The organism is Pseudomonas sp. R62 (assembly GCF_000257605.1).
In the GTDB taxonomy this organism is placed as follows: Bacteria; Pseudomonadota; Gammaproteobacteria; order Pseudomonadales; family Pseudomonadaceae; genus Aquipseudomonas; species Aquipseudomonas atacamensis.
Window position 1 is genome coordinate 919,955 of record NZ_JH635999.1, and the last position, 16,902, is coordinate 936,856.

The 16,902-nt window shown below is 64.1% G+C and carries 6 protein-coding genes; all 6 read right to left on the reverse strand.

The window, feature by feature from the left end; genetic code table 11:
* Positions 1 to 543, reverse strand: a 543-nt coding sequence (locus OQK_RS22535; RefSeq protein ID WP_016774402.1) for a TolC family protein, incomplete at its 3' end; no start/stop codon positions are given.
* Positions 544 to 586: 43 nt separating this feature from the next.
* The gene (locus OQK_RS22540; protein WP_016774403.1) at positions 587 to 12,310 is read right to left on the reverse strand and encodes a BapA/Bap/LapF family large adhesin; all 11,724 of its coding nucleotides are present in this window, start codon (positions 12,308 to 12,310) and stop codon (positions 587 to 589) included.
* 408 nt (positions 12,311 to 12,718) lie between these two features.
* Positions 12,719 to 13,678 (reverse strand): alpha/beta hydrolase, encoded by a 960-nt coding sequence (locus OQK_RS22545; protein ID WP_016774404.1) that lies wholly within the window; start codon positions 13,676 to 13,678, stop codon positions 12,719 to 12,721.
* Positions 13,679 to 13,739: 61 nt separating this feature from the next.
* Positions 13,740 to 14,768: a transketolase family protein gene (locus OQK_RS22550; protein WP_016774405.1), complete on the reverse strand. Its 1,029-nt coding sequence runs from the start codon at positions 14,766 to 14,768 to the stop codon at positions 13,740 to 13,742.
* On the reverse strand, positions 14,765 to 15,613 hold the full coding sequence (locus OQK_RS22555; protein WP_016774406.1) for a transketolase: 849 nt from the start codon (positions 15,611 to 15,613) through the stop codon (positions 14,765 to 14,767). The genes OQK_RS22550 and OQK_RS22555 overlap by 4 nt, the downstream gene beginning before the upstream one ends.
* A gap of 17 nt (positions 15,614 to 15,630) precedes the next feature.
* Positions 15,631 to 16,902: MFS transporter (locus OQK_RS22560; RefSeq protein WP_016774407.1), on the reverse strand; the 1,272-nt coding region annotated here is incomplete at its 5' end.

The window sequence follows — 16,902 nt, forward strand, 5'->3', positions numbered from 1 at the left end:
CACCTCGATGTAGGCCCTGGCGGTGTCGCGGGCGATGTCGTCGATCGCCAGCAGAATCCCGGCCTGACTGCGCGCCACCCGGGCGCGGGCGGCGTCGACCGAACTGGAAACCTTGCCGAAGTCATACAGCATCTGCTTGAGGGAAATGTTCACCGACTGGCTGCCGGCATCGCTGCCGTAACCGCTGGTGTAGCCACCCTTGATGCCGCCGGTGACCTGCGGGTAATAACCGGATTCGGCGACGTTGACCCCTTCGCCTTGCTGGAACAGGGTGCCGATGGCCTCGCCGATGCGCGGGTGCCAGTCCACGGCGAGCCTGACCGCTTGTTCCAGCCCCAACGCGTCCGCATCGGCGGACGCTTTCAGAGCAGGGGCAGGGCGCTGACGGCTTTCATTGCCTGCCGGTTGTTGCAGTTGCGACGGGCTGATGCTGCGCAAGCTGCTGTCGAGATTGTCGTCGGCGCGAACGCCGACGGTGAAAGCGGGGTAGAGGCCGATGGTCAACAGGACCACCGGCCATTTCTGGCGAAAAACTGACTCCACAGACTTCCCTTACTGTTGAGAGACCAACGTTTGATGTCTTGTTTCAAACCACTTGAATGCCGTTCTGTACCCACAAGTGGTGGCTCGGATCCTCCTGCGCCGTGTATTGAACATAGTCGATGCCGTCGGCCTGTTGCGTGCCATCGGCGACCCAGCCATCGGTCATGTGCACGCTGTCCCTGTCGTCACCCTTGATCAGCAGGGTGTTGTTGTCCGAGGACGTGATCGCCAGCAGATCGCTGAGATTCAATGTCAGCGCGACCGCACTGGAATGGTTGAGATCGAGGATCTCGACGTTGTGGATCTTGCTCTGCAGATCGCCGAGGTTGATCGACACGTCGCCACCGGCCCAGAGCAGGGTGTCGGTGCCGCTGCCGCCGTCCACCGAGGTGAATTGCTGATCGGCGATGATCAGCGTGTCGTCGCCACCGCCACCTTGCAGGGTCACGGCGCCACCGTGCGACCCGTCGAGGGTGTCGTTGCCCTCGGTGCCCTGGATCAAGTCGCTGCCAGTGGCATGGGCCAGACCGAGGTCATCACTGGCCAGGGCCGAGAAAGCGGTGCTGGCAAATGCGCCGGCCTTGTTCAGGTCGATGGTCAGCGTCGCGGTATCCACGGTGCCGTTGGGGTGGGTGAGTTGGTAAGTGAAGGTGTCTTCCTGGCCGATCACCGCATCGGTCAGCCCGGCCTTGAGCGTGTAGGTGTAGTTGCCGTTGGCTTGGACCACCAGGGTGCCGTAGTTACCGACCAGCGAGACGCCGTTGTAACCCGGCGCAACGTAACTGCCGGCGACCAGCACGCTGAGCAAGGTGTAGACCGAGCCCAACACATCGGCGCCGCCGCCAGCGGTGTCGGTGAGCAGATTGCCCGATACCGGCGTGTAGCTGCCGACCACGAACTGATTGTTGTAGGTCGCGACGTTGATCAGGCTGGTGTTGACGCTGGTCAGCAGGCCGAGGCCGCCCACTGCCACCCGCACCTGATAACTGCCGGCGGTCTGGTCGTCGAACTTGATCCCGTAGTTGCCGCCGCCGAGATTGACCAGCGCGTTGCCGCCGTAACTCTTGACCAGCACGTACTGGTTGGTGGCGGTGTTGAGCTTGTACAGGCCCACCGTCATCGAACCGAGCAGCGCCAACAGGTTGCTCGAATTGACCACCACGGTCAGGTCACTGACGGTATCGGCTGCGACCACGGTGTTGTAGTTACCGCTGCCGCCGCCCAGCAGCACATTGAACGTGCCAAGGGCAGAGTTGGTGGTGACTTCGCGGTTGATCAGGGTGACGTCGGTTGAGGCGATGTCCGCTGTGGCATCAACCACCAGTGCCGGGCTGCCGAGATTGGCGTCATTCCACACTTCGCTGGCTTGCGGGCTGTCGATGCGCACATACAGATTGGCGGTGTCGCTCAAGCCGTTCGGGTGCACCAGTTGATAGTTGAACACGTCGACTTTGCCGACGCTGCCGACACTGCCGTTCGGTTTGTAGCTGTAGTTGCCGTTGGCGTCGATGGTCAGCGTGCCGTACAACCCTTGCACCGTGGTGCCGGCACCGGCGCTGACCCAGGCGCCGTTCTTGAAGATCTGCAACTGCGCGCCGTTGTCAGGGCCGGTCTGATCGACCGTGCCATCGACACCGACGTTAGTGATGACGTTGCCGATCACCGCTGGCCCGGCAATGCCGTTGAACTGGGTCAGGCTGCTGACATCCAGTTGCAGCTGGGTATTGACCGTGGTCAGCACGCCGATGCCGGTGCTCGAAACCGTCAGTCGATAATCGCCTGACAGCAGGTTACCGATGTCGACCCGTACGCCCTGGCCGGCGAGCGCGATCAGGTCAAGCAGGCCGCCGCTGCCATTGACATCCAGAGTCACCCAGTTGCCGCTGGCATCCTTGACTTGCAGGGTATAGACCACGCCATCGATCAGCGAAATCAGACTGCTGGTGGTCAGCGTCAGGGTTGGATCAAGACGCGTGCCGCCGGCCACGGTGAAGGTGAAGGTTTTCGAGAACCCGGCCAGCAGCGTAGTGAACGAGTCGTTGAAGGTCTGCGACGCGGTGACCGGAGCCAGGGTGACGGTGCCGACGGCGAGGTTATCGCTGGCGACCACTGGCGCGTTGACGTCGACGTCCGGCGCAATGACGTTGGCGGCTACCGAAACGTTGCCGCGTGCGTCGCTGAGGTTGATGGTGAGGTTTTCACCGTTGATCTGCGCACTGCTCAGGGTGACGGTAAACACGCCGAGGCTGTCGACCGTGCCGGTGCCCAGAACGGTGCCGCTGGCCGACTTGATGGTCACGGTTGCACCGGCTTCACCGGTACCGGTGACGGTCAGGCCGTCGGCACCGACCAGCAGCGCCGTGGCGGCAGCGGGTGGTGTCAGGTCTGGCGCCGTCGCGGTCGCCGCAGCCGATACGTTGCCGCTCGGATCCGCCTGGGTGACGCTGAGTACCTGGCTGTTGATCTGCGCCGAGGCCAGTGCCACGGAGAAACTGCCGTTAGCGGCGACGGTGGCGGTGCCGAGCACCACGCCGCCGACGCCTCGCACGCTGATGGTCGAACCGGGCACGCCGACGCCAGTGAGCACGGTGCCGCTGCCATTGACGCTGACGCCGGTCGGCGCGCCGGGCGCGGTAATGTCCGGCGCTGTCAGGCTGGCGTTGGGCGAGAGATTGCCGGCCGGGTCGACCAGACGCACGGTCAACAGCTGCCCGTCGAGTTGCGCGGTGTTCAGGTTGAAGCTGAACGTGCCGCCACTGCCTACGGTGGCGGTGCCAATCAGCGCGCCGCCCGGGCCGTAGACGTTGACCGTCGCACCGGCTTCGCCCGTACCGCTCAAAGTCAGACCGTTGGCAGCGAGCGTCAGACCGCTGGCTGCAATCGGCGCCTGCACGTCAGGGGCCGTCAGATTGAAGACCTGCGACAGATTGCCCGTCGGGTCGGCCTGTTGGACGTTGAGCTGTTGGCCGTTCAGTTGCGCGCTGGACAGTTGCACGGTGAAGGTGCCCCCAGCATTGACCACGGCGGTGCCGAGGACGGTACCGGCTGCGTTGGTCACGCTGACGGTCGCGCCGGCTTCACCCGTGCCGCTGACGGCTAGGCCGGTGCCGTTCAGGCTGACATTGCTCAGCGGCGCCGGCGCGGTGGTATCGGCGACGCTGAGGTTGGTAACCGGCGAAACGTTGCCCGCCGCATCGCTCTGCGTGACGCTCAGTTGCTGGCCGTTGAGTTGGGCGGAGGACAAGGTCACCGAGAACGAGCCATTGCCCGCCACCGTCGCCGTGCCCAGCACCGTGCCACCCGCACCGCGAACAGTGACGGTAGCGCCGGCTTCACCGAGCCCGCCGAGGACCAGACCGGCACCGCTAAGGACCAGCGCCGTCGGAGCGGCCGGGGGAGTGATATCGGGCGCCGTTACGTTAAGCCCGGATGAGGTGTTATTGGACGCATCGGTCTGTGTCGCATTGAGCACCTGACCGTTGACCTGCGGCGTATTGAGCTGTGCGCTGAAGGTGCCATTGGCGCCAACCGTCGCATTGCCCAACACCACGCCGCCAGCGCCGGAGATGGTCACCGACGCGCCGACTTCGCCGCGACCGGTAACCAAAGTGCCGTTGGCGTTGACCGCCAGATCGCTGAGTGGCGCCGGCGCCGAGGTGTCGCCTGCGGTGATTTCAGTCGGCAGCGAGGCGCCACCCAACGCAGTGTTGGCGGTGACTTCGAGGCTTTGGCCGTTGGTTTGCGCAGGCGTCAGCACCACGCTGAACGTGCCATCCGCGCCGGTGACGCCGGTGCCGATCAGGCTGTTGTCCGGCGCGTAGACATTGATGATGGTGCCGATCGCCGCCGTGCCGGTCAGCGTCACGCCGTCGGCTGTCAGCACAACATTGTCCGGCGCAGCCGGCGCTGGCACTGCCGGAACAGTCAGGTCGGCGTCTGCGGACACATTAGTCGCGACGTCTGTTTGATTCACTGTCAGCACCTGGCCGGTGGTGATGCCCGGGGCCAGATCGATCAGGAATGTACCGTTGGCCGCGACCGTGCCGCTGCCGACAACATTGCCCAGCGCATCGGTCACTTCGACACTCGCACCGGCTTCGCCACGACCGGCGAGCTGGCTCAGATCGCCGCTGATGGTCAGACCGGTGACGGCATCCGGAGCCGTGGTATCTGCCGCCGGGTAGAGCAGCACTGGCGATGCGTTCTGCGCTTCGTCCGTCGCGATCACCGACAACAACTGACCGTTGGCCTGGGCCGGATTCAGCGTGACGGTGTAGGTGCCGTCGCTCAATGCCACCGCTGTGCCGAGCACGGTGCCGGTGGCGGACAGCACAGTCACGGTGCTACCGGCTTCGGCGGTCCCGGCGAGCAAGGTGCCGGCGCCGGTCAGCGATGTCACCGTTGGTGCGATCGGTGCAGTGCTGTCCGGCGCGTCGACCAGAACGGGCTCGGACTGGTTGGTTTGTGCGTCGGCCTGCACGACCGACAGTGCGCGGCCATCGAGTTGCGCAGCCGACAACGTGACGCTGAAGCTGCCATCTGCCGCCACCGTCGCTGTGCCGAGCACCACCGCGCCGTCAAGCACGGTGACGGTTGCGCCGGGCTCGCCGGTACCGGTGACGGTCAAGCCGTCCTGGCTGACGTTGAGGTCGGCCACTTCCAGTGGATCAGTGCTGTCGCCTGCTTGCAGAGGTGCTGTGGGTGAAACGTTTGAAGCCGGATCAGTCTGATTGACGCTCAACAGCTCGCCATTCACCTGCGGCGGGTTGAGAGTCACGCTGAACGAGCCATTGCCGGTCACGGTTGCCGAGCCCAGTACCGTGCCAGTCGCGCTGAGCACGCGCACCGTGGCGCCTTCTTCACCGGTACCGGTCAGTGTCACGCCGTCGGACGTAAGAACGAGGCCGGTGGGCGCAGCGGGCAGGGTGATGTCCGGCGCAGTGACGGACACGATCGGCGAAGGGTTGCCAGCCGCATCACGCTGGATCACCGACAAGGCTTCACCGTTGAGCAGCGGCTGGTCGAGCGTCACGCTGAAACTGCCGTCGGCCTGCACCGTGCCAGTGCCGACGATGGTGCCCAGCGCATTGGTGACGACCACCTGCGAGCCAGCCGCACCGGAGCCGGTGATGAGGCTGCCGCTGGCGTCGATCTCGACATCGGTCAGTGCGGCAGGAGGCGTGCTGTCCGGTGCGCTCAGCGTGCCGGCAGGCGAGGCATTGCCGGCTGCATCCGCCAACACCACGAACAGCGCTTGGCCATTGGTTTGCACCGGAGTCACGGTGATCTGGAAACGGCCATCGCTGCCCACGGTGCCGGTGCCCAGCTCGGTACCGTCTGCGGATGTCACGCGGACAATGGCGCCGACTTCGCCGGTCCCGGTGAGGGTGTCGCCATCGGCATTCAGTTGCAGATCGGCCGGCGTCGCTGGCGGGGTCAGATCCGGTGCGGTGATCGACACCGGCGCGCTGACGTTGCCGGGTGGATCGGCCTGCTGCACGCTGAGGATCTGTTCATTGATCTGCGGCGGATTGAGGGTGACGCTGAAGGTGCCGTCGCCGAGTACCACGCTGGTGCCGAGCAAGGTGCCATTGGCATCGCGCACGGTCACGGTCGCGCCGGGTTCGCCAGTACCGATGACCAACGCGCCGGACGAGTTGATATCGACGTTGTCCAGTGGATCAGGCGGGGTGAAGTCCGGTGTGGTCAGGTTCACTGCCGGCGAGTCGTTGCCCGCCGCGTCGGCCTGGACCACGGTGATCACTTCGGCATTGGTCAACGCCGGGTTCAGTGGCAGGGTGAAGGTACCGGTCGCGCTGACCACGGCGGTGCCAAGCACGTTGCCGTCGCTGTCGATGACCCGGACTTGCGCGCCGGGTTCGCCGCGCCCGGTCAGGCTTGCGCCGTCGCCGCCGATGCTCAGTTGCGAAACGGCCGCTGGCGGTGTGCTGTCGACCGAAGTGAACGGCGTGGCTGCCGAGGTGTTGCCCGCCGCATCCGTCAGCGACACGGTCAGCGCCTGGCCATTGGCTTGCGGCGTGGTCAGGGTTATCGCAAACGTGCCGTCGATGCTCACGGTGCCGGTCCCGACCAGCGCTCCGGCAGCGTTGTACACGTTGACCGTGGTGCCGGCCTCACCGGTACCCGACAGCAAGATGCCGTCAGTGCTTGCCACCAGCGCCGCCGGCGCATTGGGCGCGAGCAGGTCCGGGGCGATCAGGTTGACGCTGTTGGATTCGTTGCCGGCGGCGTCGGCCTGGCTCAGGCTCAAGGTCTGGCCAGAGGTCTGTGCCGGGCTGAGAATGACGCTGAACGTGCCGTTGGCCGCCACCACGGCGCTGCCGAGAACCGCTCCGCCGGTGCCGAGCACGGTCACCGTGGCGCCGGCTTCACCGCGCCCGGTCAGGGCCGTGCCGTTCGGCGCCAGGCTCAGCTCGCTGAGCGGCGTTGGCGCGGCGATGTCGGCAGCGGTGTAGTCGGTCGGTAACGAATTGATACCGGTGCTCGACGTCGCCACGGCAGACAGCTGTTCGCCGTTGAGTTGCGCGGCGTTGAGGGTGACGCTGAAAGTGCCATTGGCCGCCACCAGCGCGCTGCCGAGCAACACGCCCGAGGCATTGCGAATGCTCACGGTGCTGCCGGCGGTGGCCGAGCCGGTGAGGGTCAGACCGTCGACGCTGAGGGCCAGATTGGTCGGTGCACTTTCCGCCAGATTGCCCGGTGCAGTCACCGGCGCCGCCGGTCCGGTGTTGCCGGCTGCATCGATCTGCACCACGGAAAGATTCGATCCAGCCACCGCAGCCGGGGACAACGTGACGCTGAAATTGCCATTGCTGGCAACGGTCGCAGTACCCAGCAAAACACCGCCGGCATCGCGAACTTCCACGCTGGCGCCGACCTCGCCGATGCCGGTCAGGGTGGCACCATTGGCGCTCACCGCCAGATCGCTCGCTACCAACGGCGCCGTGCTATCGACCGCAGTGACGATTGCCGGGGCCGACGGATTGCCTGCCGCGTCGGTGGCTGTCACGTTCAGCGACTGGCCATTGGTTTGCGGACTGTTGAGGGTAATCTGGAAAATGCCGTTTGCGGCTGCCGTGGTGGTGCCGAGAAGATTGCCCTGGCTGTCGCGTACGGTCACGGTACTGCCGGCCTCGGCGTTACCGGCCAGTTGCACGCCGGCAGCATTGAGGGTCAATGCGCTCGGAATCGTCGGCGCGGTCAAATCCGCGGCGGTGACTTCAACCGCCGTCGAAACGTTGCCCGGCGGATCTTCCTGAGTGACGGTCAGCACTTCGGCATTCAGTTGTGCTGCGTTGAGGGTGACCGTGAACGCGCCGCCACTGCCGACCTGCGCGGTGCCGAGCAAGGTGCCGTCGGCGCTGCGCACGGAAACGGTCGCGCCCGGTTCGCCATGACCAGTGACGGTGACGCCGTCAGCATTCACTGCGACTTGGGTCAGTGCCGCCGGTGGGCTGATATCGGGTGCGGTGACGCTGGTCGATGGCGAGACGTTGCCGGCAGGGTCGGTCTGGCTGATCGCCAGCGCCTCGCCATTGCTGGGCGCTGGCGCCAGGGTCACGCTGAACGCGCCGTCCGCGCCAACCACGGCACTGCCGAGCAAGGTGCCGTTGGCGGTGGTGACATTGACTGTTGCGCCAGCCTCACCAGTGCCGCTGAGGGTGCTGCCATCGGCGCTGATCAGTGGATTCTGCACAGCGGCCGGCGGGGTGCCGTCGACGGTGATCACGCCAGTGGAAGTCGAGGCGTTGCCATTGGCGTCGGTCAGAGTGACCTGCAGGGTTTCGCCGGTGTTCTGGGCATTGGGCAAGGTGACCTGGAAGTTGCCGCTCTGATCGACTACGCCGGTGGCCAACACGTTACCGGCGGCATCGCGCACGGTCACGGTGCTGCCGGCTTCGCCCTGGCCTTTGACCACGGTGCCGACGTCATTGATCGTAACGCCAGTCGCTGCGGCTGGCGGTTGCAGATCGGTAGCGATGATGCCGGCGGGTTGCGACAGGTTGCCGGCGGCGTCGCTCTGGATCGCAGTAAGCGCCTGGCCATTGAGCTGCGCCGGCGTCAGCGTCAGGCTGAACGTGCCATTGCTGGCGACCAGTGCAGTACCGAGCACGGTACCTGTGGCGTCGGTGACAGTTACCGTCGCCCCGGCCTCTCCGCGTCCAGTGAGTGTTGTGCCGTTGGTATTCAGCGCCAGATTGGTCACAGCATCCGGCGCCGTGCCATCGACCGCCGTCACCGTGCCCGGAATCGACACGTCACCGTCGGGACTGGTGGCCGTCACCTGGAGGACTTGCGCGTTGATCTGTTTGCTACTGAGCAACAGGGTGAAGCGGCCGAAGCTGTTGATCAGCCCGGAGCCGAGTACAGCGCCGCTGCTGCTGGTCACGGTCACGATGCAACCGGGCGTACCGGCGCCGGTCAGGGTGAAACCATCGGCACTCAAGGCCAGATCGGTCGGGGTCGCGACCTGGCTACCGTCCAGTCCTGCCAGCGGCACGACGGGCGAATCATTGCCGCCGCCATCCGTGCTGATGACTTCCAGATTGCCGCCAGGCTCGGCCGGTGGGCTGAGGGTCACGACAAAGCGGCCATCCGCATCGGCCGTCGCGGTGCCCAGCACAGCGCCACCGCCGGCAATGCTGACGGTGACCGTGGTGCCCGGTTCGGCAAGGCCGGACACCTGCGTGCCGGCCGGGTTGAGCGCGAGATCGCTGACCGCTGCCGGCGGGGTGCTGTCCGGCGCGGCAACGGTGCCTGGCAGCGAACTGTTGGCGCCGTCCGACACCACGACTTGCAAGGCTTCGCCATTGGTCTGAGCCGTGTCGAGGTTGACCGTGAAGGCGCCCGTGCCGTCAGCGGTCGCGGTGCCGATGACGTTGCCGTCGGCATCCAGCACCTGCACCGTGTTATTGGGTTGCGTGGTACCGGTGACGGTGGCACCTGAAGGATCGACGACCAGCCCGGTCGGTGCAGACGGGGCGGTGATGTCCGGTGCGGTGACCGGCGTGGCCGGCGAGGGCAGGGCGCTCGCATCGGTCTGGATCACACTCAACACCTGACCGTCGAGCTGAGCCGGGCTCAGGTTGACGCTGAAACTGCCGTCGCTGGCGACCACCGTAGTGCCAAGCACCGTGCCGTCGGGCGCGCTGACGGTTACGGTGCTGCCCGCTTGCCCGGTGCCGGTCAAGGTCACGCCGTTACTGGCGAGCACGACATTGTCCGGCGCCAGCGGCGCGGTGGTGTCCGTCGCCGTCAATGGTGTGCTGGGGGAAACGTTCACGCCATCCGATTGGCTGACTTGCAGTTGCTGGCCTTCGATCTGCGGGCTGTTCAGTGGCACTGTAAAGGCGCCGCTGCCGTCGACGATCGCGGTGCCCAACACATTGCCGGCCGAATCCTTGACCGACACGGTGGCACCGGGTTCGCCGGTGCCGCTCAGTTCAGTGCCACCTGCATTCAGCGTCAGATCCGAAGGAGCCGTTGGGGCCTGGATATCCGGCGCTTCAACTGGAACTGCCGGCGAGCCCGACGGCGAGCCATCGGTCTGCACGACGCTGAGGTTCTGGCCATTGGTTTGTGGCGAGGACAAGGTGACTTCGAACCGGCCGTTGCTGCCGACCAAAGCTGTTCCCAGCACGGTCCCGTTGGTGTCAGTGACAGTAACGGTGGCGCCGATCTGACCCGCGCCGGAGACCACGGCGCCATTGGCGGAAATGCTTACATCGGTCACGGCTACCGGTGTGGTCAGATCGGGTGCTATCACGTTGACCGGCGCCGAAGGATTGCCGTCCGCGTCGGTCTGGATCACTTGCAGCTGTTGCGCATCAGTCTGTGGTGTGGAAAGTGGAACGGTAAAATTGCCATCGGCACCCACCGTGCCGGTGCCGATGATGTTGCCGGCCGGATCGCGCACAGTGACTGACGCACCCAACTCACCCTTACCGGTGAGCGTCTGCCCCTGAGCGTCGAGTGCGAGATCGGAGACGGCCGTCGGCCCTTGGGTGTCAGGCGTCACGTAGTTCAGTGGTGCGGAAGTATTGCCAGCGGCGTCGCTGGCACTGATCTGAAGCGTTTCGCCGTTGTTCTGTGGACTGCTCAGTTGCAGGCTGAACGTGCCGTCCGCCGCGACAACGGCCGTGCCGAGCAGATTGCCGTTGGCGTCGCGCACCGTTACGGTCGAACCGGCCTGGCCGCGTCCGCTTAACTGCGTGCCATCGATGCTGACCGCGATGTCGCTCGGTTGAGTCAGGCCATCGAGATCGATAGCGATAACGGTCGCTGCTGGCGAAGGGTTGCCGGCGGCGTCGGTGACCAGCACGCTCAGCGCCTCACCATCGATTTGCGCGGCATTGAGTTGCACAGTGAACGAGCCATCGGCGGCGACCAGAGCCGTGCCGAGCAGCGTGCCTTGCGCATTGGTGACGCTGACTGTGCTGCCGGGTTCGCCACGGCCGGTGACCGAGAGGCCATCGCTGCTCACCGCCAGATCCGTCGCAGTGCCGGGGCCGGTGATGTCCGGTGCATTGAAGGTGATGGCCGGCGATTGCGCACCGGCGCTGTTGACCGCCACGATACTGAAGGTTTCACCGTTGGCCTGCGCACGAACCAGCGTCAGCAGGAAAGTGCCGTCAGCAGCCACCGCCGCACGCCCGAGCAATTCGCCGTTGGCGGCACGGACCTCAATGGTGGTGCCGGCTCGGGCGGTGCCGGTCAGTTGGCTGCCGTCGCTGCTCAAATCGAGATTGCCTGGCGTCGTCGGTTCGACGATCTCCGGCGCGCTGACCGTTGCGCCGGTCGAGATATTGCCTGCGGCATCGGTGGCATTCACTGTCAGCGGCTGACCGCCGGTTTGCGCGGGGCTGAGGATGACGCTGAAGGTGCCATCGGCCGCAACCACGGCGCTGCCGATCAGGCTGCCATCGGCGGCGCGCACCTGGACGGTCGAGCCGACTTCACCGGTGCCGCCGAGTTGCGTGCCATCGGCGCTCACGCTGAGATTGGCTGGCGCGGTGGGCGCGGTGGTATCAGGCGCAGTGACCGTACCCGGTGTCGAAACGTTGCCCGCAGGGTCGGTGAGCGTGACGTCGAGCGGCTGACCATTGTTCTGCGGCGTACCCAGGTCGACCTGGAAACTGCCATCGGCGCCAACGGTACCGGAACCCAAAAGGTTGCCGGCTGCATCGCGTACCTGAACGACACTGCCAGCTTCGCCAAAACCACTCAGCACCCGGCCATCGGCCGACAAGGTTAATCCGGTCGCGGGCGCCGGAGGCGTCGCGTCTCCACCGCCACCACCACCACCGCCGCCGCCCCCACTTCCGCCGGCAGCGGCTGCCGCACCACCCGCGCCCAACAGGCCAAGCCCGGCAATCGCCCATGCCGGCGTCGCCCCATCCACCACACCGACGCCAGCGATCAGCTCGTCCAGCGAATTGATTTCGTCAAAGGTAAAGCCATTGAACGGCTCGGCGCTGTAGCGCGCCTGCCACAGCGTCGCGTCGTCACCCTGAAAGACAATGTCATTGGGCACGCCGTCAGGGCTGGTGACAAAGAAATTGGAGATTTTGATTTGCTCGCCGGACTTCAGATTGACGATCAAATCCTGACCGCTGCGACTGGTCGACGCCAATTGATCGGGCCGAACCGGCATTTGTACAACTGAAGGCTGACTGAGCTGAACATTGCCCCAGTTCTGGGCAGTGAGCTGAGAATTGGCTTTGACGGCAATGACGATGTTGTCCATTACTACTCCCTGTAAATGGGTGGGGCGGACGTCCACGGGTGGTTTTAAAACCATAGATAGGGAGTGTCAGATGGGGCTGCCTGATTTTTGACGAGCGTATGGATGGGCCATTTGCCCACGTTTATCTATTTGAAAATCTGATCTATTCAGGTCGTTACCGTTTGTCGGGACGTTGGATCCAAGCGGTTTTTGGATGCAACAAAATGTGTCGTTTTCGACATTATCCAAAGGGACGCTGGAAAAGGTCCGGGCGGAATCGCGGAGGGTGATGGCTAAGCGATATTGAATTTCTCAAAGCGCAGGCCACCCTCCGCAGTTGCCTGTCTGCGAAGGTATTAATCAATAAGCGTGGGAGGGGGGGGAAGGCTTTGTATAAGAAATCCTGTTGTACCGTTTCAGCTGTTCTTTCTATCCCTCAGCAGTTAATGCGCTAGCTATCGATCGCCGAAGTGATCGGACGATATCCAGCGCAGACTGATCGCTAACACTGCCGGGGCACTGATCAAACATATGCGGCGCCCCAGGGTAGACATGCAGTTCGACGGCAACCCCGGCGCGGGACAGACGCAGGGCAAATGCAACGTCCTCTTCCAGAAACAGATCCAGCGCGCCAACGGCCAGAAACGTCGGTGGCAAGTCACGCAGATCGTCTTGCAGGGCCGGCGAAAACCAGCCAATTGGCAGATCATCCAGCGCTTGGTCAGCCCGCAGGCACTCCCAGCAGAACTGGTTGGCTTGCGCTGGCCAGCCAATCACGCCGGTCGTGCTGTTCTGCTGAGGCGAGGCTGCGCTGCCCGAACGGTGATCGAGCATCGGATAAACCAGCACCTGACTGGCGATGGAATACTCGCCGCGATCCCGCGCAACAATGGCCAGCGCTGCTGCCAGCCCGGCGCCGGCACTGTGGCCCATGACGATTACTTTGTCAGCGTCGATGTTGAGCGCTTGCCGGTGGGCGAAAACCCAGCCGAGGGCCGTGTAGCAGTCCTCCAGAGGAACAGGGAAGGGGTGCTCTGGCGCGAGACGGTAATCGACGGCGACGATGATCGCCTTAAGTGCTTCGGCGAGGTCAGCCAGATAGTCATCGGCCATTTCGGGGCAACCGAGGACGAAACCTCCACCGTGGATGTACAGGATCATCGCAAAATTACCGTCCGCTGCTGCGGCGGCGGGCCGGTAAAGACACAGGCGCAAATCCTCACCGTCGTGGGACTTTATCCATAGGCTTTCACCGCGCGCTTGTTCTCGGGATTTGAATGTCGCGTGAACACGCTCCCTGATCGCGGGCAGCGTTTCCAACGTCCAGGCTTCTGCGCCGGGGGTTAAAAAGCTTTTGAAGTCGGGATCCAGCAGTTCATGTGCTTTCACGTTCTGCCTCCTGTTTTCGAATGAACGAGCGCCTCGGATGGAGGCGCCGCTCACGTTGGAGTTACAGCCAGGCTTTGATCTGCGCACACACAGCCGGCGTCGAAATGCCGTAGCGATCATGCAGCGTCGGCAGGGCACCGGCGTCAAGGAACGCGTCGGGCAACGCGATCTGTCTGAAGGTGGGCGTCACGCCATTGCGCAACAACAACCCGGCAACCGCCTCACCCAAACCGCCGATGATCGAGCTGTTCTCGGCTGTGACCACCAGACGCCCGGATTTGCGCGCTTCGGCGAGAATGGTTTGCTCATCCAGCGGCTTGATGGTTGGCACGTGCAACACGGCCACATCGATGCCGTCGGCCTGCAATTGCTTGGCCGCTTCCAGCGAGCGCATGGTCATCAGCCCGGTGGAGATGATCAGCACCTCGTTGCCCGTGCGCAGGGTCCTGGCCTTGCCGATCTCGAATTTATAACCGTACTCGTCCAGCACCAACGGCACGTTGCCGCGCAGCAAACGCATATAGACCGGGCCTTGGTGAGCGGCGATGGCCGGCACGGCCTGTTCGATTTCCAGCGCATCGCACGGGTCGACAATCATCAGATTGGGCATGGCGCGGAAAATAGCCAGGTCATCGGTGGCCTGGTGGCTAGGCCCGTAGCCGGTAGTGAGGCCGGGGAGGCCGCAGACGATTTTGACGTTGAGGTTTTCCTCGGCGATGGCCATACAGATGAAGTCGTAAGCACGGCGCGAAGCGAACACCGCGTAGGTGGTGGCGAAGGGCACGAAACCCTCACGCGCCATGCCCGCGGCCGCACTCATCAGCAACTGTTCGGCCATGCCCATCTGATAGAAACGGTCGGGATGCGCCTTGGCGAAAATGTGCAGGTCGGTGTACTTGGACAGGTCAGCCGAGAGGCCGACGATGTCCGCACTCTGGTCTGCCAGCGCCGCGAGCGCATGGCCGAACGGTGCCGAACGGGTCGCCTGGCCCTCGGAAGCAATCGAGGCAATCATCGCCGAGGTGGTCAGGCGCTTTTTCACCGGCGCGCCAGTAGCAGTCGAAGGCGCAGTGTTGGCGGCGTTGCTCATTGGTCTTTTCCTTCTTCAAGGTTGCTCAGTGCCAGGTCCCATTCGTGCTCTTCGACGCGAATGAAGTGGGTCTTTTCCCGGTTCTCCAGAAACGGCACGCCTTTGCCCATTTTCGTGTCGCAGATGATCACGCGCGGTTGCCCGCCGGGGTGATTGCGCGCGGCATCGAATGCAGCGACCAGGGCGTCGAGGTCATTGCCGTCGACGCGCTGGGTGAACCAGCCAAAGGCTTGCCAGCGATCGACGATGGGTTCGAACGAGAGAATCTCGCTGGAATGGCCGTCGGCCTGCTGGTTATTCACGTCGACGATGGCGATCAGATTGTCGAGCTGCCAGTGCGAAGCCGACATCACCGCTTCCCAGGTCGAGCCTTCATTGAGTTCGCCATCGGACAGCAGGTTGTAGACGAACGAGGCCGAGCCTTTGCGCTTGAGGCCGAGGCAGGCACCGACCGCGATACCCAGGCCCTGACCCAGCGAGCCGCCGGTGATTTCCATCCCCGGGGTATAGGCGGCCATGCCCGACATCGGCAGGCGGCTGTCATCCGAACCGTAGGTTTCCAGCTCGTCGAGCGGAATGATCTCGGCTTCGATCAGCGCTGCGTACAGCGCGATGGCGTAGTGGCCGATGGAGAGATAGAAGCGATCGCGCTGCTCCCATTCGGGATCTGTCGGGCGATGGTTCATCGCATGAAAGTAAGACACCGCCAGCAGGTCAGCCGCGCCGAGGGCCTGGCCCACATAGCCCTGGCCCTGAACCTGGCCCATGCGCAGTGCATGGCGGCGAATGTTGTGCGCGCGCTGGGTCAGGCTCAGCGATGCAGCGTGTGCAAGATTAGTCGTCATGATAAAACTCCGTTGACTCAACGATTGACCAAAGCGGCAGGAATACGCAGGACCAGGCTCGCGCCGAGAAACAGCACGCCGGTGATCAGGTACATGCCGATGGCACTGGAACCGGTCAGGGTGGTGATCCAGCCGATCAGATAAGGCGAGCAGAACCCGGCGAGGTTGGCGAAGCTGTTGACCGCGGCGATACCGGCCGCCGCAGACACTCCGCCAAGCAGCGTGGTGGGCAGCATCCAGAACAACGAGGTGGCGGAGAGAATGCCGGAGGCGGCCAGGCACAGGCTGAGGATCGACAAGGTCGGATTGCCGCCCATCAGCGCTGCCAGGCTCAAGCCGATCGCACCGGCGATCATCGGCACGATCAGGTGCCAGCGGCGCTCGCGATGTTTGTCGCCACTGCGGCCGACCAGGAGCATGGCGGCGATGGCGCACAGATAGGGCAGGCTGGTCAGGAAACCGATGTGCAGCGGGTCGGAAACGCCTGCGTTACGCACCAGTGTCGGCAGCCAGAAGGTGATCGCGTATTGGCCCATGACCACACAGAAGTAGATCGCTGCCAGCAGCCACAAGCGCCGGTCGCGAATGAACTCGCCGATCGAGGCGTGGGTGACTTTTTGCTGGTCGTCTTCGGCGAGCTCGCGAGTGATCAGGGCTTTTTCCTCGTCATTGAGCCAGGTCGCCTGATGCACGCCGTCCTTCAGATAACTCAGCACCAGCAGGCCGACGACCACTGTGGGCACCGCCTCGAGAACGAACATCCACTGCCAGCCGGCCCAGCCGTGCACACCGGCAAAGTGGTTCATGATCCAACCGGACAGCGGGCCACCGACCATGCCCGACAGCGGAATGGCGATAAACCACAACACGGTCATGCGCGCCCGCCGATAGGACGGAAACCAGTAGGTCAGGTAGAGCAGCAGGCCCGGCGCCAGACCGGCTTCGGCAATCCCCAGCAGAAAGCGCAGCGCGTAGAACTGCCAGGCGGTTTCGACGAAGGCGAACAGCGCCGAGACGATGCCCCAGGTGATCATGATCCGCGCAATCCACACCCGTGCGCCGACCTTGTGCAGGATGATGTTGCTGGGCACTTCGCAGAGGAAATAGCCGATGAAAAACACCCCGGCGCCCAGTCCGTAGACCGTTTCGCTGAGGGCCAGATCGTTCATCATTTGCAGCTTGGCGAAACCGACGTTGACCCGGTCCAGATAGGCGCACAGGTAGCACAGCATCAGGAACGGCATCAGCCGCCAGGCCGTTTTGCGATAGGCAGAAGAACGCACGGTCGA